The sequence below is a fragment of the Phytobacter sp. SCO41 genome, from assembly GCF_003073275.1.
Taxonomy (GTDB): Bacteria; Pseudomonadota; Gammaproteobacteria; order Enterobacterales; family Enterobacteriaceae; genus Phytobacter; species Phytobacter diazotrophicus.
The window spans coordinates 1,002,017-1,023,980 of record NZ_CP027225.1; the positions used below are offsets into that span (position 1 = coordinate 1,002,017).

The 21,964-nt window shown below is 51.7% G+C and carries 19 protein-coding genes; 12 read left to right on the forward strand and 7 right to left on the reverse strand.

What is annotated here, in order from left to right; genetic code table 11:
* Window positions 1–222: 222 nt before the first annotated feature.
* Window positions 223–1,224, reverse strand: coding sequence for a sensor domain-containing diguanylate cyclase (locus C5523_RS04940; RefSeq protein WP_052249186.1), 1,002 nt, complete (start codon window positions 1,222–1,224; stop codon window positions 223–225).
* A gap of 180 nt (window positions 1,225–1,404) precedes the next feature.
* Here C5523_RS04940 and C5523_RS04945 point away from each other — a divergent pair, with 180 nt between their 5' ends.
* On the forward strand, window positions 1,405–2,268 hold the full coding sequence (locus C5523_RS04945; protein ID WP_108700686.1) for an aldo/keto reductase family oxidoreductase: 864 nt from the start codon (window positions 1,405–1,407) through the stop codon (window positions 2,266–2,268).
* Window positions 2,269–2,358: 90 nt separating this feature from the next.
* On the opposite strand, the gene C5523_RS04950 is transcribed toward C5523_RS04945, so the two are convergent.
* Together C5523_RS04950 and C5523_RS04955 are read right to left on the reverse strand one after the other, a co-directional pair.
* A complete protein-coding gene (locus tag C5523_RS04950; protein ID WP_108700687.1) occupies window positions 2,359–3,501 on the reverse strand; it encodes a PLP-dependent aspartate aminotransferase family protein in 1,143 nt (380 codons plus the stop codon).
* 10 nt (window positions 3,502–3,511) lie between these two features.
* On the reverse strand, window positions 3,512–4,882 hold the full coding sequence (locus tag C5523_RS04955; RefSeq protein WP_108700688.1) for a pyridoxal-phosphate dependent enzyme: 1,371 nt from the start codon (window positions 4,880–4,882) through the stop codon (window positions 3,512–3,514).
* A gap of 395 nt (window positions 4,883–5,277) precedes the next feature.
* Between C5523_RS04955 and C5523_RS04960 the strand changes: the two genes are divergently transcribed.
* The 6 genes from C5523_RS04960 (at window position 5,278) to kduD (ending at window position 11,415) form a co-directional block, all read left to right on the forward strand.
* Window positions 5,278–6,297 (forward strand): methionine ABC transporter ATP-binding protein, encoded by a 1,020-nt coding sequence (locus tag C5523_RS04960; protein WP_039077133.1) that lies wholly within the window; start codon window positions 5,278–5,280, stop codon window positions 6,295–6,297.
* The gene (locus C5523_RS04965; protein WP_071193766.1) at window positions 6,290–6,958 is read left to right on the forward strand and encodes a methionine ABC transporter permease; all 669 of its coding nucleotides are present in this window, start codon (window positions 6,290–6,292) and stop codon (window positions 6,956–6,958) included. Before C5523_RS04960 ends, C5523_RS04965 begins: the two co-directional genes overlap by 8 nt.
* Window positions 6,959–6,978: 20 nt before the next feature.
* Window positions 6,979–7,791, forward strand: coding sequence for a MetQ/NlpA family ABC transporter substrate-binding protein (locus C5523_RS04970; protein WP_039077131.1), 813 nt, complete (start codon window positions 6,979–6,981; stop codon window positions 7,789–7,791).
* 159 nt (window positions 7,792–7,950) lie between these two features.
* Window positions 7,951–9,132, forward strand: coding sequence for an acetyl-CoA C-acetyltransferase (locus tag C5523_RS04975; protein ID WP_039077130.1), 1,182 nt, complete (start codon window positions 7,951–7,953; stop codon window positions 9,130–9,132).
* A gap of 622 nt (window positions 9,133–9,754) precedes the next feature.
* Window positions 9,755–10,591 (forward strand): 5-dehydro-4-deoxy-D-glucuronate isomerase, encoded by an 837-nt coding sequence (kduI, locus tag C5523_RS04980; RefSeq protein WP_039077129.1) that lies wholly within the window; start codon window positions 9,755–9,757, stop codon window positions 10,589–10,591.
* 62 nt (window positions 10,592–10,653) lie between these two features.
* Complete coding sequence (gene kduD / locus C5523_RS04985; RefSeq protein WP_039077128.1) at window positions 10,654–11,415, forward strand: 2-dehydro-3-deoxy-D-gluconate 5-dehydrogenase KduD; 762 nt, start codon at window positions 10,654–10,656, stop codon at window positions 11,413–11,415.
* A 797-nt stretch (window positions 11,416–12,212) separates the two neighbouring features.
* Here the strand turns inward: kduD and C5523_RS04995 are convergent.
* Window positions 12,213–13,265, reverse strand: coding sequence for an SEL1-like repeat protein (locus C5523_RS04995; RefSeq protein ID WP_108700690.1), 1,053 nt, complete (start codon window positions 13,263–13,265; stop codon window positions 12,213–12,215).
* Between the two features lie 29 nt (window positions 13,266–13,294).
* Window positions 13,295–14,131 carry a hypothetical protein gene (locus C5523_RS05000; RefSeq protein ID WP_071193769.1) on the reverse strand — a complete coding sequence of 279 codons (837 nt, stop codon included), beginning with the start codon at window positions 14,129–14,131 and terminating at the stop codon, window positions 13,295–13,297.
* A gap of 252 nt (window positions 14,132–14,383) precedes the next feature.
* Here C5523_RS05000 and C5523_RS05005 point away from each other — a divergent pair, with 252 nt between their 5' ends.
* A complete protein-coding gene (locus C5523_RS05005) occupies window positions 14,384–15,076 on the forward strand; it encodes an aspartate/glutamate racemase (protein ID WP_039077155.1) in 693 nt (230 codons plus the stop codon).
* On the opposite strand, the gene C5523_RS05010 is transcribed toward C5523_RS05005, so the two are convergent.
* Entirely contained in the window at window positions 15,073–15,999 is a 927-nt protein-coding gene (locus C5523_RS05010; protein WP_039077124.1) for a LysR family transcriptional regulator, read from the reverse strand. The two genes, C5523_RS05005 and C5523_RS05010, sit on opposite strands and share 4 nt — an antisense overlap.
* Window positions 16,000–16,115: 116 nt before the next feature.
* Here C5523_RS05010 and lysA point away from each other — a divergent pair, with 116 nt between their 5' ends.
* Window positions 16,116–17,378, forward strand: coding sequence for a diaminopimelate decarboxylase (lysA, locus tag C5523_RS05015; RefSeq protein WP_039077123.1), 1,263 nt, complete (start codon window positions 16,116–16,118; stop codon window positions 17,376–17,378).
* Between the two features lie 104 nt (window positions 17,379–17,482).
* Here lysA and C5523_RS05020 read toward each other — a convergent pair whose 3' ends face one another.
* A complete protein-coding gene (locus tag C5523_RS05020; protein ID WP_108700691.1) occupies window positions 17,483–18,535 on the reverse strand; it encodes a LacI family DNA-binding transcriptional regulator in 1,053 nt (350 codons plus the stop codon).
* 295 nt (window positions 18,536–18,830) lie between these two features.
* Here C5523_RS05020 and C5523_RS05025 point away from each other — a divergent pair, with 295 nt between their 5' ends.
* Genes C5523_RS05025 through C5523_RS05035 form a run of 3 tightly spaced genes read left to right on the forward strand, consistent with a single transcriptional unit; the run spans window position 18,831 to window position 21,934 of the window.
* On the forward strand, window positions 18,831–20,168 hold the full coding sequence (locus C5523_RS05025) for a PTS sugar transporter subunit IIC (RefSeq protein ID WP_039077121.1): 1,338 nt from the start codon (window positions 18,831–18,833) through the stop codon (window positions 20,166–20,168).
* 11 nt (window positions 20,169–20,179) lie between these two features.
* Window positions 20,180–21,607, forward strand: a complete 1,428-nt coding sequence (locus C5523_RS05030) for a glycoside hydrolase family 1 protein (RefSeq protein ID WP_108700692.1) — start codon at window positions 20,180–20,182, stop codon at window positions 21,605–21,607.
* Window positions 21,608–21,616: 9 nt separating this feature from the next.
* On the forward strand, window positions 21,617–21,934 hold the full coding sequence (locus tag C5523_RS05035) for a PTS sugar transporter subunit IIB (protein WP_039077119.1): 318 nt from the start codon (window positions 21,617–21,619) through the stop codon (window positions 21,932–21,934).
* The last annotated feature ends 30 nt before the right edge of the window (window positions 21,935–21,964 follow it).

Here is a 21,964-nt window from a genome sequence, read left to right on the forward strand (position 1 = left end):
TTGAAATCGAAAAATCCATGAGAAAAAAGAATGTGCTTAAAATTTATTTATATAAATAGATGCTATCTATCATTAATAAAGAGGTGGGTAGGTTTGTATAAATAAATTGATGGCTGAATAAGAGAGGCAATGAAATAATAGTTGAATTGGTGGTGGTATTCATTCAAAAAAAGAGGGTAAATTTTCATTTACCCTCGTGATAACTGCTTATACTCCGGCGAGCTATGAGTTTTCGCTGGATTTATGCGCCTGCGTCGGGTTTAGCGGCGGTTTTTTTCTTTCCAGATACATCACGTGCTCGCTGTTGTTCATCATCTCCAGCAGGTTGCCGTGTCTGTCTGGATCGTACTCCACGATGCCGTAAGAATAGTGTAGCCGGAACTTTTTCATTGATTTTTCATTGAGATCATCAATTTTTGACTGCAAGCTGAACAGGAAGGTGTCCACATCCCGATCATCGTCATGGCCCAGCAGGATGACAAATTTTCCTCCTTCCAGACGTGCGGCAACGTCATTCTTTTTCAGGCAGCGCAGAAGCACCGAGGCAAATTTTTTGAGCGTATTGTCGCCTTCGTTATGTCCGAAGAATTCATTAATAGCGGTGATGTTTTCAACATCTAAGTAAATGAGGCTAAACGATCGTTTATTATCAGTTAACCATGAGAAGCGTTTATCACCCAGTTTGTAAAAACCACGCTTATTGGGTAATTCGGTCAATGTGTCCGTCATCGCCATGCTGATGATATGAAATTCGTCCTCGACAATGGCACCCAGATCGAGCAACGCGTTGATATTTTCCGGGGTAAAGTCGCGCGGTTTGTCATCAATAATACATATTGTTCCGGCGATCGAGCCATCTGGCAGGCGGACCGGGCAGCCTGCGTAAAAACGTATATGCGGCTCACCAATAACAAATGGGTTATCGTGAAAACGCTCATCCACGCTGGTATCTTTCACAATAAAAATCCCCTGTGCCAGGATCGCATGTGCACAGAAGGATATATTGCGAGATGTCTCACGGACTTTCACTTCGCCGCTGCAGGAAACCAGCCATTGCCGATCGCGATCTAACAAGCTGATTATGCCTATTGGAACGTCAAATGCCGTTTTTGCCAGACGAGTCAGGCGATCTAAGCGCTCGTCATCCTTTTTATCGAGCAGGTCCATCATATAAAGAGATTTAAGACGCTCGGTTTCGTTTTCTGGTATTTCAGGAAATTTCATAGTGAGGCCTCATTAGCTATAGATTTACTATATCAGAGGTTTCTTATTTAGGTAGCGCCTCAAGACTCACCTTTACGTTGTATGAGAAATATTCTCCTCGTGTAGCATGGCACAGATTACGCTGTTGCCTCTGTCGGCGCCGTCCTACAATGTGTTCACTTATCACCCAGGAGGTATTCCATGTCTCAACCCACGCTTACTTATCGTCTTGGCGACCGCGAAGTTGGTCGTCTTGGCTATGGCGCAATGCAACTGGCCGGTCCCGGCGTGTTCGGGCCGCCGGCTGACGAAGCGAAGGCGATTCAGGTGCTTCGTGACGCCGTGTCGGCTGGTGTTAATCATATCGACACCAGCGACTTCTATGGTCCGCATATCACTAACCAGATAATCAAAAAAGCGCTGCACCCGTATCCGGCCGATCTGTGCATCGTGACTAAAGTTGGGGCGCGTCGGGATGACAAAGCCAACTGGCTGCCTGCGTTTAGCGCCGAAGAACTGACGCGCGCGGTAGAAGATAACCTGCGTAATCTTGGCCTCGACGCTATAGAAGTGGTCAACTTGCGCAGTATGCATGGTGTGCACGGGCCTGCGGAAGGTTCGCTGGAAGCTGAACTGGAAACACTGATTGCCCTTAAAGAGCGCGGACTGATCCGGCATATCGGGCTGAGTAATGTGACGGCGAAGCAGGTCGCCGATGCGCAGGCGATGACGCCGATTGTCTGCGTTCAGAATATGTATAACGTGGCAAACCGTGAAGATGATGCGCTGATTGATGTGCTGAACGCACAGGGCATTGCCTATGTGCCGTTCTTCCCGCTGGGTGGCTTCACGCCGCTGCAATCCGGGGAACTGAACGCGGTGGCGCAACGTTTAAATGCCACGCCAATGCAGGTTGCGCTGGCATGGCTGCTGCAACGTTCGCCCAATATCCTGCTGATTCCGGGCACCTCGTCGCCTGCGCATCTGCAGGAAAACCTGGCCAGCGCGCAACTGACACTGCCAGATGATGTGCTGGATATCCTCAACGGTATCGATAAGCGCTAAGTCGTATTGCCCCTCACCCTGAGCCTCTCCCTCAAAGGAGAGGCGTTGTAGCCCCGGTCAGCGCAGCGCCACCGGGGAAGGTCAATGCCGTTACGCCAGCGCCTGCTGCCAGTCGGCAATCAAATCATCCGCCCCTTCGATGCCCACTGATAACCGAATCAACTGCGGCGTAATGCCATTCGCCAGCCGCTGCTCCAGCGGAATAGAGGCGTGCGTCATACTGTAGGGCTGGCTCACCAGACTCTCCACACCGCCCAGACTCTCGGCGAGCGTAAACAGTTTTAGCTTACTGATAATCGCAGTGGCGTACTGGTCATCGCCTTTCACTACCACCGAAATCATCCCGCCGGGCAGCGCCATCTGCTTACGCGCCAGCGCATGATGCGGATGCGACGGCAACCACGGGAACCACACTTTTTCCACCTGCGGCTGCTGCTCCAGCCACTGGGCGAGGGCCAGCGCGTTACTGCTGTGGCGCTCAATACGTAGCGACAGCGTGCGGATTCCGCGTAGCGTCAGGAAACTGCTGAACGGGTCAAGCACGCCGCCTACGGCATTTTGCAAATAGCCCAGTTTTTCTGCCAACGCCGGGTTATCACCCACCACCGCCAGCCCGGCCACCACGTCAGAGTGTCCGTTCAGGTATTTGGTGGCGGAGTGCACTACAATATCGAAACCCAGTTCAATCGGGCGATGAATCACCGGCGAGGCAAAGGTGTTATCCGCCACGCTCAGGATCTTATGCCGTTGCGCGATGGCCGCAATCGCTTCCAGATCTGCCAGCTTAAGCAGTGGGTTTGTCGGTGTTTCAACCCAGATCATCCGCGTGTCCGGGCGGATGGCGGTCTCCAGCCCTGCCAGATCGTCGGGCTTCACCCAGCTCACCCGCAGGCCGGTGCTGCGCTTACGCACATTTTCGATAAGCCGGTAAGTGCCGCCGTATACATCATCAACCGCGACAATATGGCTATCCTTATCCAGCAATTCCAGCACCGTGGAAATCGCCGCCAGCCCGGAGGCAAAGGCATAACCACGCGTGCCGCCTTCGAGTTCGGCAATCGCGGTTTCCAGCGCGTGACGAGTCGGGTTACCGCTACGGGAATATTCATAACCGGTATGCTGACCGGGCGCAGGCTGTGCAAAGGTGGACGTGGCATAAATCGGCGGCATCACCGCGCCGTGCTGGTCGGTAAAGGTGCCACTGTGCACGCTCAACGTATTCAACGTTTTCATCTGTACTCCTTTATTGTTCCAGGCGGTTACGCCAGGTGGTCAGAACATCGCTGCGGGTAATCAGGCCAAGAAAGCGGTCATTGTCGGCAATCACAGCCACCAGGCCCCGGTCAAAAATGGCTTTCAGCGCGCTTTCCGGCGCGTGCTTGTCGAGGGTTTCCACGTTGCGTGTCATCGCCTCTTTCACCGGTGATGAAAAACGCGCGCTATCACCCTGTACGTGGCTTATCAGATCCCACTCATCGACAATGCCGACGACCCGGCCGTTTTCCAGCACGGGAAGCTGCGAGAAATCATACAGACGCATGCGCGCCAGCACGGCGGCCAGGGTGTCATCCGGCGCGGCGGTGACGGTGGCCCCTTCGTCGTGGCGCAGGGCAATGAAATCGGTCAGGTCGCCGCGCGTCGGGCGGCTTAACAAGCCTTGCTGGCGCATCCAGTCATCATTAAACATTTTGGAGAGGTATTTATTGCCGCTGTCGCAGGCGAGCGTTACCACACGTTTGGCGGTGGTCTGCGCCTGGCAATAGCGTAGCGCGGCGCTGAGCAGCGTACCGGTTGAAGAACCGGCCAGCACGCCTTCGGTTTGTAGCAGAGCTCGCGCGGCGGCAAACGCTTCAGCATCGGTAACCCGGTAGGCCTTATGCACGCCGTCGATATGCGCCAGCGGTGGGATAAAATCCTCACCGATGCCTTCGACCAGCCAGGAGCCGGGTTCACCGTATTGCCCGGTTTCAACCTGATCGGCAAGAATGGACCCTGCCGGGTCGGCGAGGATAAATTCGGTTTTCGGCGAGTGTTCGGCAAACCATGCCTGCAACCCCCCCAGCGTGCCGCCGGAACCGACGCCAACGATAATCGCGTCGATATCACCGTCAAGCTGGGCGTAAATTTCCGGCGCGGTGGTACTAAAGTGCGCCAGCGGATTGGCTTCGTTATTAAACTGGTCAATGTAAAACGCACCCGGCGTCTCTTGCGCCAGGCGGCGGGCATAATCCTGATAATAGGCCGGGTGCCCTTTGTTGACATCAGAGCGCGTTAAAACCACTTTCGCCCCCAACGCCCGCAGGTGGAAGATCTTCTCCCGGCTCATTTTGTCTGGCACCACCAGAATCAATGAATAGCCTTTTTGCGCGGCAATCAGCGCCAGACCAAGGCCAGTATTGCCCGCCGTCGCCTCTATGATCGTTCCGCCTGGCTGTAAATGGCCCAGCCGTTCGGCTTCGTTAATCATCGACAGCGCAACGCGGTCTTTGATAGAACCGCCAGGGTTCTGGTTTTCCAGCTTCAGAAACAGGCTGCAGGGGCCCGTCTCCAGCTTATGCAACTGGAGGAGCGGAGTCTGGCCGATAAGTTCACTAATCGAATGCAATACTGACATGGTTAATCACCCACAGATAAACGTGATGAGCGGATGATAGGTCTGTCAATTTGCCTGTTTAAAGAACGTTTATCCGGCGATTAGAACAAAAAGAAATATGAAGTGCTATTTAGACATCAGGAGGGAAAGGTGGTTAGCCGTCCGGATGTGTCGATTGCCAGAATTTGGCATTTTTGCTGTGTTTTTAGCCACTTTGCCAGCAATCTTCCTGCGTATTATGCGTTTAGCAGATAACCATTGCTGAATTTAGTCATTAGACAGAATAGCGAGAATCGCCGCCTCTTAGCGCCGAAAGTTATATCTAATGTCTATTTAGTTATTTGAATTATATTCATGACTGATTATTATCGTTTGGACTTCCATACTGCTAAACCGCCAAACGGAAAAGTAATGCAATGATCGTTCTCAGGAATATTTCTAAGATTTTCGACCAGGGAAAGGCGTCGATTACCGCCGTAGACAGCGTCAATCTGTCGGTTGAGCAGGGGCAAATTTACGGGATTATCGGCTACAGCGGCGCCGGAAAAAGTACGCTGATTCGTCTGCTGAACGGTCTGGAAAAGCCGACCTCCGGCAGCGTAGTGATAAACGGTCAGGACATCTCTGCGGCAAAGGGCGAGCAATTGCGCCAGGCCCGGCTGAAAATCAGCATGGTCTTCCAGCACTTCAACCTATTGTGGTCACGCACGGTGGCAGAAAACATCGCCTTTTCCATGCAGATTGCCGGTGCGCCAAAAGCGAAAATCAATGCCCGCGTGGCGGAGTTGATTGAGCTGGTGGGGCTGAAAGGCCGTGAAAATGCTTACCCGTCGCAATTGAGCGGTGGGCAAAAGCAGCGCGTGGGGATTGCCCGTGCGCTGGCAAACAACCCGGATGTGCTGCTCTGTGATGAGGCGACATCGGCGTTGGATCCGCAAACCACCGATCAGATCCTCGATCTGTTGCTGGACATTAACCGTCGTTTCCAACTGACGATTGTGCTCATCACCCATGAAATGCATGTGGTGCGCAAAATCTGTGACCGCGTGGCGGTGATGGAAAACGGCAGCGTGGTGGAAGAGGGGGATGTGATCAGCGTCTTTACGCATCCTCAGCAGCCGATCACCCGCCAGTTTGTGCGCCAGATTAGCCAGTATGAAGAAGCAGAGTTTAACCCTGAGCTGAATGCGGGTCTCGACGGTACGGTTATCAAGCTGACCTTTACCGGGCATAACACGCATCAGCCTGTCGTCGGTGAACTGACGTTGCGCTACGGCCTGCCTTTCAACATTTTGCATGGAAAAATGACCCAAACCGCTCATGGCGTGTTTGGTCAACTGTGGGTGCATGTCGTCGCCACAGAGGAACAGGTAAACAATATCCTCGCGGATTTACGCCATAGCGATATTGAAGGCGAGGTGATTAAACATGCTTGAGACACTATTTCCGCACCTGAAACTGGCCCAACTGTGGGCGGCCACGCAGGAGACGCTCTACATGACGGCACTCTCTGGCGCGGCGACTTTTGTGCTGGGGATCATTCTTGGACTGGCGCTGTTTTTGACTGCCCGCGGCGGATTATTTCAAAACCGCGTGCTCTATAGCCTGATTTCGATTGTGGTGAACGTGTTCCGCTCGATCCCGTTCATCATTCTGATTGTTCTGCTGATTCCGTTTACCAAAACGATTGTCGGCACCATCCTCGGGGCGAACGCCGCGCTGCCCGCGCTGATTGTCGGTGCCGCGCCGTTTTATGCCCGCCTGGTGGAGATTGCCCTGCGTGAGGTGGACAAAGGGGTTATCGAGGCGACCCGTTCGATGGGGGCACGCCTTAGCACACTGATTTTTCGGGTTTTACTGCCTGAATCATCGCCTGCACTGGTTTCCGGTATCACGGTGACGCTGATTGCTCTGGTGAGCTACAGCGCTATGGCCGGGGTTATCGGTGCGGGTGGCTTAGGAAATCTGGCTTATCTGGAAGGATTCCAGCGCAACCATGGCGACGTCACGCTGGTGGCGACAGTGACCATTTTGATTATTGTCTTCATCATCCAGTTCTGCGGCGACGCACTGACTTCTCTGTTAGATAAACGCTAATAAAATTAGGGAAACACATCATGAAAAAAACACTGACACTGATTGCCGCCATGACTTTGGGTGCAATGAGCTTCTCCTCCTGGGCCGACAAACTGACCGTGGGCGCTTCTAACGTGCCGCACGCTGAAATTCTGGAGCAGGCGAAACCGATTCTCGCAAAACAAGGTATCGATCTGGAGATCAAACCGTTCCAGGATTACATTCTGCCGAACACCGCGCTGGCTGGCCGTGAAATCGACGCCAACTACTTCCAGCACATTCCGTACCTGAACAGCGTACTGAAAGATCACGCGGGCGATAAAACCTATGATTTCGTCAGCGCGGGCGCAATCCACATTGAGCCGATTGGTATCTACTCCAAAAAATACAAGTCGCTGAAAGACCTGCCGCAGGGTGGCAAAATCATCATGCGTGATGCGGTATCCGAAGAAGGTCGTATCCTCTCTATCTTTGAAAAAGAGGGCGTGATCAAGCTGAAACCGGGCGTGGATAAAGTCTCTGCGCGTATCAGCGATATCGTTGAAAACCCGAAAAAACTGCAGTTCCAGCCGAACGTAGAAGCGGCGCTGCTGCCGCAGATGTATAACAACGACGAAGGTGACGCGGTGGTGATCAACGCCAACTACGCCATTGACGCAGGCCTGGACCCGGTACACGATCCGATCGCGGTTGAGAGCGGCGAAAACAACCCGTACGCCAACATCATTACCGTACACCGTGGCGATGAGAAGAAAAAAGACATCGTAGCGCTGGTAAACGTGCTGCACTCTAAAGAGATTCAGGACTGGATCCGCACCAAATACAAAGGTGCGGTAATCCCGGTAAACAACTGATTACTGCTGCTTCTGTGCGACGGGCTTGCCCGTCGCACCTCCTTTCCCGAACCTGTTCCTGCCCGCCTGTGTGATGAATCTCACCGATTTTAAACAATTGCGATAATACTTGATAACAACGTACTACTATTGCCTGGGTCAATTTGCGCTGAGGTAGAAATGAAAGATGTCGTTATCGTGGCTGCGGTTCGCACGCCTATCGGCTGTTTTCAGGGGGCGCTATCGCACCATTCTGCCGTTGAGCTGGGAAGTTATGTCGTTCAGGCGCTTCTCGATCGCAGCGGGATTCACCCCCAGACCGTTGATGAAGTCATTTTAGGCCAGGTGCTTACCGCAGGCGCCGGGCAAAACCCTGCCCGCCAGTCGGCGATTAAAGGCGGGCTGCCCATGACGGTTTCGGCTATCACTATTAATGATGTGTGCGGGTCAGGGCTGAAAGCGCTGCATCTGGCGTCGCAGGCGATTCAGTGCGGTGAAGCCGATGTGGTCATTGCGGGCGGCCAGGAGAATATGAGCCGTGCCCCCCATGTGCTGACTGACAGCCGTACCGGGGCGCGACTGGGTAATAGCCAACTTATCGACAGCCTGGTTCATGACGGATTATGGGATGCCTTCAACGATTACCATATGGGCGTAACCGCAGAAAACCTCGCGCGGGAGTACGGCATCAGCCGTGCCAACCAGGATGACTGGGCGCTCCGTTCGCAGCAAAAAGCGCGCGCCGCTATTGATTCCGGACGTTTTCGCGATGAAATCGTGCCGGTGAAAGCGCTGTCCACCGACGGGCGACCATTACTGGTTGATACCGATGAGCAACCGCGCACCGACGCCAGCGCAGAAGGGCTTGCGAAACTCTCCCCGGCATTTGAACTGACGGGGTCGGTCACCGCGGGTAACGCCTCGTCCATTAATGACGGTGCCGCCGCTGTGATGATGATGAGTGAAGCCAAAGCGCAGGAGCTGAATTTACCGGTGATGGCCCGTATTCGTGCTTTTGCCAGCGTAGGCGTCGATCCTGCCCTGATGGGCATCGCACCGGTTTATGCCACCCGTCGCTGCCTTGAGCGCGTGGGCTGGCACCTGGATGACGTCGATCTGATTGAGGCCAATGAAGCCTATGCCGCCCAGGCGCTGTCTGTCGGTAAAGTGCTGGAGTGGGATGAAAAGCGGGTGAATGTGAACGGCGGTGCCATTGCGCTTGGCCATCCTATCGGTGCATCCGGCTGCCGTATTCTGGTCTCGCTGGTGCACGAAATGAAAAAACGTAATGCCCGTAAAGGGCTGGCAACCTTATGTATCGGTGGCGGGCAGGGTGTGGCGCTGGCGATAGAGCGCGACTGAGTCCTTCTTGCAGATAACGTCCTTTCCCCCTAAAAAAAAGCCCTCCGTTAAGGAGGGCAAGGCCAGTTACAGAAACACTAACTCAAACGTCCCCGGGCAACGCGCCGCGCTACCCTGTTGTTTCTTTGTCGATACTTCCCTGGTGTATACGCATTCATTTTTGTGCCGCTATACACGCCATCAATATTTCAAAAATTCGGTGTTAATTTATCAAAACATCGTTTTACTTTGTGTGACGACCTGCGCAGTTTAAAAGAAAACGTAGCGCTTCGCATCCTGAAAAACGCGATAACGTTGCGATATCAAAAAGGATCTTAGATTTCGCGCAGTAAAAATGCCTGCAGACTGTTAAAACTTCAAGATGTTATTAACTATTTGTTTGTTATCATTAAATTCTGTTCTCATGCCCAATGAACCGCCCCTCTTCCTCGTGTAAATGCCAGACGTTCGTGATCGCAACTACAGTTTTAGAAATATATTACTAAAAAAATGAAACGTTGTTTTATATAACATTGAAAACGTGTTTTAGCCGGGATAAGATGTGCCCATACTGCAAAACGGAACGTTTTTTATTCGCTCCGTTACGTGCGATTCGAATGAAACATTGACTGCGGAGGTAAATGTGGACGTAAGACAAAGCATCCACAGTGCGCATGCGAAAACGCTGGATACCCAGGGACTGCGCAATGAATTTTTGGTTGAAGAGGTATTCGTGGATGACGAATACACCATGGTCTATAGCCACATCGACCGTATTATCGTCGGTGGCATTAAGCCTGTCGCCAAAACCGTCTCTGTTGGCGGTGAAGTGGGCAAGCAATTGGGCGTAAGCTACTTCCTGGAACGCCGTGAATTGGGCGTTATCAATATCGGCGGCCCGGGCACCATTACCGTTGATGGTCAGTGCTATGAAATCGGCCATCGCGACGCGTTATATGTCGGCAAAGGGGCGAAAGAAGTGGTGTTCGCCAGCGTCGATACCGCGACACCCGCGAAGTTCTACTACAACTGCGCACCGGCACATACTACTTACCCGACCAAAAAAGTGACGCCTGCGGATGTTTCTCCGGTCACGCTGGGTGACAACCTCACCAGCAACCGTCGCACCATCAATAAATACTTCGTGCCGGACGTGCTGGAAACCTGCCAGTTGAGCATGGGGCTGACCGAACTCGCGCCGGGTAACCTGTGGAATACCATGCCGTGTCATACCCATGAGCGCCGCATGGAAGTCTACTTCTACTTCAATATGGATGAGGACGCATGCGTGTTCCACATGATGGGGCAGCCGCAGGAGACCCGCCATATTGTGATGCATAACGAACAAGCGGTGATTTCGCCGAGCTGGTCTATTCACTCAGGTGTGGGGACGAAGGCGTATACCTTTATCTGGGGTATGGTCGGTGAAAACCAGGTCTTTGATGATATGGACCACGTCGCGGTTAAAGATCTGCGCTAAGCACCACAGGCATAACGAAAATATGCCTGCGGGTGCAGGCGTTGAAAGATTAAGGAACCAACATGATTCTGGATGCATTCTCTCTTCAAGGTAAAGTGGCTGTCGTTTCCGGGTGTGATACAGGTCTGGGCCAGGGCATGGCGCTGGGTCTGGCGGAAGCGGGTTGCGATATCGTGGGTATCAACATTGTTGAACCGACCGAAACCATCGAGCGCGTTACGGCGCTGGGCCGTCGTTTCCTGAGCCTGACGGCTGACCTGCGTAAAATCGACGGTATCCCGGCACTGCTGGATCGTGCGGTGGCCGAGTTCGGCAAAATCGACATTCTTGTCAATAACGCTGGCCTGATCCGTCGCGAAGACGCGATCAATTTCAGCGAGCAGGACTGGGATGACGTGATGAACCTGAATATTAAAAGCGTCTTTTTTATGTCCCAGGCAGCGGCGAAACACTTCATCGCTCAGGGCAATGGCGGCAAGATCATTAATATCGCCTCTATGCTCTCGTTCCAGGGCGGTATCCGCGTGCCGTCTTATACCGCTTCTAAAAGCGGCGTGATGGGCGTGACCCGTCTGCTGGCGAACGAATGGGCGAAACACAACATCAACGTCAACGCCATCGCGCCGGGCTATATGGCGACCAATAACACCCAGCAATTACGTGCTGACGAAGAGCGTAGCGCGGCTATTCTCGACCGTATTCCGGCGGGGCGCTGGGGTTTACCGAGTGACCTGATGGGGCCGATTGTTTTCCTCTCCTCCAGTGCATCTGATTACATTAACGGCTATACCATCGCGGTCGACGGCGGCTGGCTGGCGCGTTAATTCGCCTGATAGCGTTCTTCTTTGAAGGGTAATAAAAAAGCTAGTCAGTGGTAAGCTGACTGGCTTTTTATTGTCACCCCTAAACCACCTCCTGGGGAGGTGGTGATTGATTTTGATGAAATTGAGAAAGTTTTTTCTGGCTATTAATGACCAGGCCCAGCCTGCACCACGTCCCGGGCTACTCTAAAACCATGGGAGTGGTATTCAATCATTTTAATCTGGGTATAAAGCGAGTCTTGTAGTGCACACTTTTTATATGCAAGGAAACTCTCCTCCAGCACTATTGGTAATAGGTTGGGAATTCTTTCCTGTAAAATATTAATCTGTATGTGATTATTGTCTTTAATAGTCAAAACCACTGGCAAAAAGTAGCGCACTGGCAAGTGATAAATGATAAGGAAACCCGCCTTTTATGGCATAACGAGTATAGTGTATTAACTTTTTACGATTTTCCTGTGTCAATGGATTATGAATTAAACCTGTTCTCTCAGCACTCCACCGGAATCGTCCTAAAACCAACGCCGCTGCCATGGGATACTGCATATCTGCCAGTTTGAGAATAAGATCTTGGTAATGTAAATCCAGGATATCCGGCCGTCTGAGATGCCTGCCATGCAGGTCAACGATTTTATGCTTGTTCTCTCACATAAAATTAAGAACATCGTCATTAAACTGATCCTAAGCCACTTTTCTGTTTGTCTTCTTTCCATTTCTGTACTTTTTACATGGCCAGAGTTGACCGCCAAATAGCGTATTATATTCAGCGTTTTTTTGTTTATCACTTAAACATCGATAATTCAAGGTTCTGGCATTATAGGATCATGCTCGGATCGCCACGTATAGTAATTCCATTCTAATATGTTATCTTTAATTTGTAGAGCAATCTTCAAGCCTTTTTCTTTTTGTTCGGGGCTAAGCCCTTTTTCTTTGAGTTTGACACGTATAGTTTTATTAAAATTGTCGAAGATTTCTTCATTTTCTGATTCAGAACGGTATTGGTCAGCGTATTTCTGTTGATAATTACGATAATTCATTTGAGCGACTAAAGACCATGCATATGCCTGTTCCAGATTCTGTTCTATACCAGCACCATAAAGATAAAATTCACTTATTCTTATCTGGGCATATTGTGAACCATGGAGCGCGCTCATTTTATAGGCAGAAAAACTTTCCATCAGTTCTTCTTTAGACAAGTTGGTAATTCTGTCTAATAGTGAATTTACTTCGCTAAAGTAGCTGTTCTTGAATGCGAATCCTGATGGGAAGAGTATATAATCTGCTAATGATGAATATTCATGATACCCACCCTCAATGGCATATCGCATATACCGGATAAGCTTATTTCGGTTTTCATGTGTTAATGGATTAAATTTTGTGTAGGTTGTACCTGCTGTCCATTTAAGTCTTCCGGTAGCTAGTCTGGCAGCCAGCGGATAACGCATTTCAGCCAGTGTAGTAATAAATTCGCTGTAATCCATATTAAATACGTCAGGGCGTTTAAGACGATGCCCATAGCGATTGACAATACGGTGCGCATTTTTTTTATAAAAATCTTCAAGAAAAACGTTGTCGTCAACGAGAAACTGAATGCGTGCATATTGAATCATCGCATTTTTATCACCCTGCCAGGCATGTATAATGAGGTTTATCAGATTTTCATCACTTTCAATTATATGCGTTTCTGGCGTTATGGCTTTTCGTTGCATCATCCATGACTGTTTCACTGTCCATAACTCAGACTTGGGAAGTAGTGATGGTGTTATAGAAAAAGCCATATCAATTGTACCATCATGCGCAGAGTTAGTAAGTAGCGTCATAACCATCAGAAATAATGAACGTATTAATGTCATGGATTGCGGCCTGTTATTGAAACTTCATTTTATATAAAGGTTAAATCATCAAAGTTAAACTTTTCTGGTGCAACATGACGATTATACTCTTCTCCATTGCGAAATTTCCTACACGGCCAGATTTGCCCATCGTTTAATGCTGAGAACTCTTCTTGTTTCGAATAATGCTTTTTGATTTTGTTTCCTGATTTATACCCCCAAAGTACAAGGTTTTTACTTCCCAGAATGTCGACTTCGACATAATCATTGGCCATCTCTCTATATCTGATTTCACTCGAATGGATGATGGAATTGTAAGAAGCAAACACCATTTGTCCAATAACGTTAGTTTCATGGAATTTGGAGAACGAGCGGGCGATACATTCTTTGCTATTTCGTTCGATGATATCATCATCTTCAAAACGCCCGGACCGGCAGCTATGCAGTACCAGGTAACCATTTTGTGGATGCCACCTAAGTTTCTCCAGTGTTTTTACTACTTCTTCTGTAATATGTTCGCCCTCTTTGATGATGATGAAATCAGAATTACTATGCGCAAAAATATGGATTTCATACAGCTCATAGGTGTACATTCCCGATTTATTCCGTAATTGCAGGTCATTAAAGATACTTGTCCAGATATCTTTAAATTCCTGTTGGCTTCTGAATATCTTAGGTGCCGGGATCACACTCTCAGGGTCTTTCTCCAGAAGTCGCTTTCTTTTAAACTCTGCGGCTTTCAGCATTTCCGCGCCGCCATGTCCGCCGTAGGCAATCATCGCATCATATCTTTTTGTTCTACTTATTATTACATGATGAACATAGGGTTCTTCGCCTTCTTTTATACGTTTTGGTTTTGCGACTGTAAAATTTTCAAGCTGTGGCATTAAAAATATCCTTATTATAAATAACAAAATGATGTCGGGGCTGATAATGTTTTAAATACGAAAATTTTTACTAAAAAATTGATGATTACAGATTGCGCTGTGCCCAGGAAGAGATTTGATGTGCAACAAAGGAAAACTAAGAGTTCATAAAGAATGAGTGTCTGGTTGCGGCATGACGGCAATTCGACATGACAGGTTGAAACTCCCCCCTGAGTTTGCTTGACTGTGTGCTTACTCAGAGGGAGATGAATGATGAAAACGATTGGACTGTTGGGTGGCATGAGCTGGGAATCTACCATTCCGTATTACCGCCTGATTAATGAAGGGGTGAAGGCGCAATTGGGTGGTCTGCACTCTGCCAGCCTGCTGCTGCACAGCGTAGATTTTCATGAGATTGAAGAGTGCCAGCGCAGCGGCGAATGGGAAAAGGCCGGGGATATCCTGGCCGATGCGGCCGTCGGGCTACAAAACGCTGGTGCGCAGGGTATCGTGCTGTGTACGAACACGATGCACAAAATCGCCGGGCAGATTGAAGCACGCTGCGATGTGCCTTTCTTACATATTGCCGATGCCACCGGGCGGGCGATAGTGGCGCAGAAGCAATCCAAAGTGGCGCTGCTTGGCACCCGCTACACCATGGAGCAGGATTTTTATCGTGGTCGTCTGAGTGACGCGTTTGGTATTGAAACGCTGATTCCAGGGGAGTCAGACCGCGTGCGGGTCAATCAGGTTATTTTTGACGAACTTTGCCTCGGTACGTTTAGCGATGTTTCGCGTGCCTATTATGTCAGTCTGATTGCGCAACTGGCGGAGCAGGGGGCGCAGGGGGTGATTTTCGGTTGCACTGAAATTGGCCTGCTGGTTTCACAAGATCAGTCGCCGATCCCGGTATTTGATACGGCTGCCCTGCATGCCGCCGATGCCGTAACGTTTATGCTCTCTTAAACGGCGTTCAGCACTGCGTTCAGTGGACCGGTAATCAACGGCATCGCCTCTTGTAAATGGCGACTGAATGCCTCGACCAGCGCCGAAGAGGGGCGATGCAACGGGCGGATCAGGCTCACCGTGAAGGGAACATCAATACTAAAACGGCGCACTACCACCCCGCTGGCGGCGTAATCGAGCGCGGTCAGCGGGTTGACCACCGAAATTCCCACCCCGGCGCGAACCATCGCGCAGACTGACGCCGCGCTGTGCGTTTCCAGCACCATACGGCGTTTCACCTGATGTTCGTTGAACAAAGCATCGAGTAATTGCCGGTAGCTGTCGGTGCGCGACAGGCTAATGTAATTCTCACCATGAAAATCTCCTGGCGTAAGCTGTGCTTTATGCGCCAGTCGGTGGTTTTCCGGCAGGACACACACTTCGTTAAAAGTCAGCAGTGGCGTGCGCTCCGTCCCCGCAGGCGTGCTGATTGTTTCCGTCAGCCCCAGGTCATGACGCTGGGCGGAGAGCCACTCTTCCAGCAGCGGCGACTCTTGCGGCACGATATTGAGGCTAACGTCCGGGTAGCGGGCCAGAAAAGGCTGCAACAGTAGCGGTAAAAATGACTGGGAAAAGACTGGCAGGCAGGCAATCGACAACTCACCCTGGCGGAATTCACGCAGGCTTTCGGCGGCGCTGACAATGCGATCCAGCCCGTACCAGGAGCGCTGTACTTCCTCAAAAAGACGTAACCCTTGCACCGTAGGATGCAGACGCCCGCGCGTGCGTTCAAATAACTTCAACCCCAGTACTTTTTCAAAGCGCGCCAGCTCCCGGCTGACGGTAGGCTGCGAGGTATGCAGCAACTGAGCGGCTTCCGTCAGATTCCCGGTGGTCATCACGGCATGAAAAATTTCAATGTGGCGTAAGTTTACGGCGGGCATGGCGGCATCCTGGTAAGAGAATCCATATCATTTTTGCATAGACTCACGATAAAACGATATTTTTTATTCCTCCTGGCCTGTGGCGTAATCATAAAAAAACGTTTTCGGAGTCTGTTATGCCACGCCCACTGACACAAACCACAACCGACCTTAATGCCGCTAATCTTCTTCGGTTGCCTGCTGAATTTGGCTGCCCGGTCTGGGTTTATGACGCGCAAATTATTCGCGACCAGATTGCCCGCCTGACGCAGTTTGATGTGATCCGTTTCGCGCAAAAAGCCTGCTCGAACATTCATATCCTGCGGCTGATGCGTGAGCAGGGTGTGAAGGTGGATTCCGTGTCGTTAGGGGAAATTGAGCGTGCGCTGGCCGCAGGTTACGACCCGAAAACGCATCCGGAGGATATTGTTTTCACGGCGGACGTGATTGATGACGCGACGCTGGCCCGCGTGAGCGAGCTGCGCATTCCGGTTAATGCCGGGTCAGTGGATATGCTGGAACAACTGGGGCAGGTTTCGCCCGGTCACCCGGTCTGGCTGCGCGTTAACCCCGGCTTCGGTCATGGCCATAGCCAGAAAACCAATACCGGTGGCGAAAACAGCAAGCACGGCATCTGGTATAGCGACCTGCCTGCCGCGCTGGAAGTGATGCAGCGTTTTAACCTCAAACTGATCGGCATTCATATGCATATTGGTTCCGGGGTGGATTACGGCCACCTTGAACAGGTGTGCGGTGCGATGGTGCGCCAGGTGGTGGAATTTGGCCAGGATCTGCAGGCTATTTCGGCAGGCGGCGGTCTCTCCATTCCTTATCATGAAGGGGAGGAGGGGGTGGATACGGACCACTATTACAGCCTGTGGAATGCCGCACGTGAACAGGTGGCGAAACATCTGGGTCATCCGGTAAAACTGGAGATCGAACCGGGACGCTTCCTGGTGGCGGAGTCCGGGGTGCTGGTGGCACAGGTGCGCAGCGTGAAAGAGATGGGCAGCCGCCACTTTGTACTGATTGACGCTGGTTTTAACGATCTGATGCGCCCGTCCATGTACGGCAGCTATCACCACATTACCGCACTGGCGGCGGACGGGCGTGATTTAACCACCGTGCCGCGTATCGATACCGTGGTGGCCGGGCCGCTGTGCGAGTCTGGCGATGTGTTTACCCAGCAGGAGGGCGGTAAAGTCGAAACCCGCGCACTGCCTGCCGTGACGCCAGGGGATTACCTTGTGCTGCATGATACCGGGGCTTATGGTGCCTCGATGTCGTCGAACTATAATAGTCGTCCGCTGCTGCCGGAGGTGCTGTTTGATAAGGGCGTTGCACGGCTGATTCGTCGTCGTCAGACCATTGAAGAACTGCTGGCACTGGAGCAGGTATAAGTCCTGCCTCGCCCCGAGAGGCGAGGGTATCAACGGTTTTCAAAAACGTAACCCGAATAAGGCGCATCCGGGAATAACCCCGGTGGCGCGGACGCTTACCGGGGCTACGGCTGGTGCGATCGGTCGCCCGGATCAGGCGCCGCCGCATCCGGGAAAAATGGCCCGGGGGCGACTGAATCGCGCAGCACCAGGGTGCCGGTAAAAGGCGGGATCGCTTCGATCGATTCTTTGTTCGCCAGCCGCATAGCCTGATCGATGGCGGTGGTGATCATGGTGTCAATCGGTAGATAGACTGTCGATAGCCCCGGCTCCAGCCAACGGGCACTGGGGGCATCATCGAAGCCAAACAGTGAAATATCCTGCGGAATACGTAACCCCGCCTGATGCAGCGCCTTAGACGCACCCAGCGCCATATCGTCATTACAGGCAAACAGCGCGCTGACTTTAATGCCCTCTTGTAAGATCTCCTGGCACAGTTCATAGCCGCGCGACATGGTTGAATCGCCGTATTTCACTTTGTCTGGATCCCAGCGAATACCGTGTTTTTCCAGCGCCTTGCGATATCCCATCAGGCGGGCTTTGCCGGTTGGCGTGTGGATAGGGGCGGTAATACAGGCAATATCGTGATGACCCTGATTTATCAGATAATCCACCGCCTGAAACGCCGCATCCTGCTGTTCAAAAAAAACGCATTTATCGTGGGCCTGAAACACTTCGCGGTTAATGACGATAAGCGGCATCGGGGTGGTATCGATCAGGCGGATGATCGCTTTCTCGCTCATAAAGCGGGTGTAAAGAATAATGGCGTCGCAGCGTCTGTCGGCCAGCATCTGCACCGCTAACTCTTCGCGTTCCGGGGCATCGTGCCCGTCGGTCACAATGAGCTGTTTGCCATAGGCTTCCGCCTGGCGCGATGCCTGCTGTAACAGGCGGCCAAAATAGAAACCGTTAAAACTGGAAACCACCAGGCCAATGTTATTACTGGTGCGGGTTGCCAGCGACTGGGCAAGAAAATTAGGCCGATAGCCCAGCTCTTCCATCGCCTGAAAAACCCGTTTACGGGTGCTCTCTTTTACCTGACCTGTGTCGTTCAACACGCGCGATACCGTAGCCTTGGAGACACCCGCGCGCAGTGAGACATCCAGCATTGTCGCCATGACCTGATCCTGTATCACATGAAGGCCGCTATTTTATCACATTCATCAAAGCGCAGCGGGGCAAGGGAGAGACAATAACCGGGCCGATCACGCTTTTGATGCAACGGGAAGAAAACCCTGGTTTATTTAGGGTGGTATGCCAAATTTGCTAAATATGGCAAATCTGGAATACCAGATGCCGCGTTGCGACCTTAATCACAGAACTATTTTCCAGCGATAGCTATTTTTGGTATGCCAAAAGGTATTGAGCTGTATACCTGACACGATAAAAAGCCCTTTTACTGAGGTACCTCTAATGGCTCTACAGGAAAAGTTAATCGATTCTCTGGGTAGCTTCGCGACCAAATTCAACAGCTATCGCTACATTATGGCGATCAAGGCTTCGTTTATTACCCTGATGCCGGTCATCATCGTCGGCGCCTTCTCCGTGCTTATCTCCAATATGGTGCTGGATCCGAAAAACGGCCTCGCCAGCTTTGACGCGCTATCGTTCCTGGCCGCGCTCAAGCCAATTACCAGCGCTATCAACTACGCCACGCTCAACTTTTTGAATATCGGCGCGGTATTCCTGATTGGTATTGAGCTTGGGCGTATTAACGGCATCAAAACCCTGTTCCCCGGTTTGCTGGCGGTCATCTGCTTTATTTGCGTGACGCCAACCACGGTGGAAATGCTGGTCGATGGCCAAATGCACGTGGTAAAAGATGTGCTGCTGCGCCAGTTCTCGGATACCCGTAGCCTGTTCCTCGGCATGTTTATCGCGATTCTCTCCGTTGAGATTTACTGCTGGCTGGAAAACCGTGAAGGGCTGAAAATCAAAATGCCGGATACAGTGCCGCCTAACGTCTCGGCCTCGTTCTCTGCATTGATCCCCGCCATTATTACCACCACGGTTATCGCGACTTTTGGTTTTGTCTTCCATCAGATCACCGGCATGTACCTCTATGATGCCGTTTATCAGGTGGTGCAACAGCCGTTAGAGCGCGTGGTGCAAAGCCTGCCGGGTATCCTGCTGTTGATGTTTGTCGCTCAGTTGTTTTGGGTTATCGGCATTCATGGCAACCAGATGATCAAGCCGATCCGCGAACCTCTGCTGCTCGGTGCGATCACGGTCAACATGAGCGCATTTGAGCAGGGTAAAGAGGTGCCGAATATCATCACCATGCCGTTCTGGGATGTGTATATGAGTATCGGCGGCTCCGGTCTGACCATTGGCCTGCTGATCGCGGTGATGATTGCCACCAAACGCAAAGAGATGAAAGAGATCGCCAAGCTCTCCATCGGCCCTGGCATCTTCAATATCAATGAACCGGTGATATTCGGCATGCCGATCATGCTCAATCCGATCCTCGCGATCCCCTTTATCATCACCCCGCTGGTGACCGGCTCAATCGGTTACTTTGCTACGGTTACCGGCTTTGCGGGCAAGGCCGTGGTGATGGTGCCCTGGACCACGCCGCCGCTGATTAACGCCTGGCTTTCCACCGCCGGTTCGATGGGGGCGGTAGTGACACAACTGGTGTGTATCCTGGCCTCGATCCTTATTTACCTGCCTTTTGTGAAGATTGCATCCCGCCGCGCGGAGCAGGCGCAACTGCAGGCTGAATCCACTGACATGGCGAAAAATGCCTAAAGGAGCCTGACGTGAGCACGAAAACACTCACCATCCCGCCGTCGTTTATGCTTGGTGCGGCGGCGTCAGCCTGGCAGACCGAGGGCTGGAGCGGCAAAAAAGAGGGGCAGGATTCATGGCCCGATCTTTGGTACAAAAACGACAGGCAGGTCTGGCATGAGGGCTATGGCCCGGCGGTGGCGACTGACTTTTATCACCGTTTTCGCGAAGACGTACAGTTGATGAAGCAGGCTGGCCTGACCCACTACCGCACCTCCATTAACTGGTCGCGCTTTCTGACCGACTATGAAAATGGCGTCGTGGATGAAGAGTATGCGGCCTATTACGACCAGCTCTTTGACGAGATGGCGCGTAACCGCATTGTGCCGATGATCTGCCTTGAACATTACGAATTGCCCGGTTACCTGCTGGAAACCTACGGCGGCTGGGCATCGAAAAAAGTGGTCGAACTCTATCTGCTTTACGTCGAAAAGGTCTTTGAACGGTTTCACCAAAAAGTGACGCGCTGGTTCACTTTTAACGAGCCCATCGTGGTGCAAACCAGAGTCTATCTGGATGCGCTGCGCTGGCCGTATGAGCAGAACACCAGCACCTGGATGCAGTGGAATCATCATAAGAATCTTGCCACGGCGAAAGTGGTGAAACTGTTTCGCGAGAAAGGGTACGCGGGAACGGTGGGGTGCATTCTGAACCCGGAAGTGACCTATCCGCGCTCCCGTGCGCCGCACGATGTCCATGCGGCAGCCATGTATGATCTCTTTTATAACCGCGTCTTCCTCGACCCAATGGTAAAAGGGGCATACCCGCCGGAGCTGTTTACCCTGCTTGAGAAGCATCAGGTGAGCTGGGACTACACCGACGACGAACTGGCGATCATTCGTGAAAATACCGTGGATGAATTGGGCATTAACCTCTATTACCCGCATCGGGTAAAAGCCCCTTCCCGCGCCTGGCACCCCGACACGCCGTTCCACCCGGCTTATTACTACGAACCCTTTGAGCTACCGGGGCGGCGCATGAATAAGTCGCGCGGCTGGGAAATTGGGCCGTTTATCATTTATGACATGGCGATGCGGATTAAAAACGAGTACGGCAACATCCCCTGGTTTGTGGCGGAAAGCGGGATGGGGGTTGAGAACGAAGGGCAGTTCCGCAATGCCGATGGGGTGATTGAAGACGATTACCGCATTGCATTTATTGGTGAGCATCTGTACCAGACGTTGCGCGCGCGGGAGGATGGCGCCAACTGTCACGGTTATATGCTCTGGGCGTTTACGGATAACGTATCGCCAATGAATGCCTTTAAAAATCGCTACGGGCTGGTGGAGATCGATTTGGACCACAACCGTGACCGGCGGGCGAAAAAGTCGCTCTCCTGGTATCGCCAGTTAAGCGACGAGCGCCAGCTTACGATCTCTTTTGATGATGAATGGAAATAAGGAGCTGTGATGAAACGTATTGTCCTGTGTTGTTCTGCCGGGATGTCTACATCACTGGTGGTCACTAAGATGGAAAAAAACGCCGCCGATCGCGGTCTTGAACTGAAAATCTATGCCATCGCTGAGCAGGCGCTACGCGATGAATTAGACAACCACAGCGGCGAGATTATCGCTGTACTGTTGGGGCCGCAGGTGCGCTTTAAGCTCGCGGAAAATAAGAAACTTACCGACCAATACGCTATCCCTATTGATGTGATCGATCCGGTGGCATATGGCACCTTAAATGGCGCGAAAGTTCTCGATCAGGCACTAAATTTGGTAAGATAGCGCGCCCAAAGGCCGGGGTTCTCCGGCCTG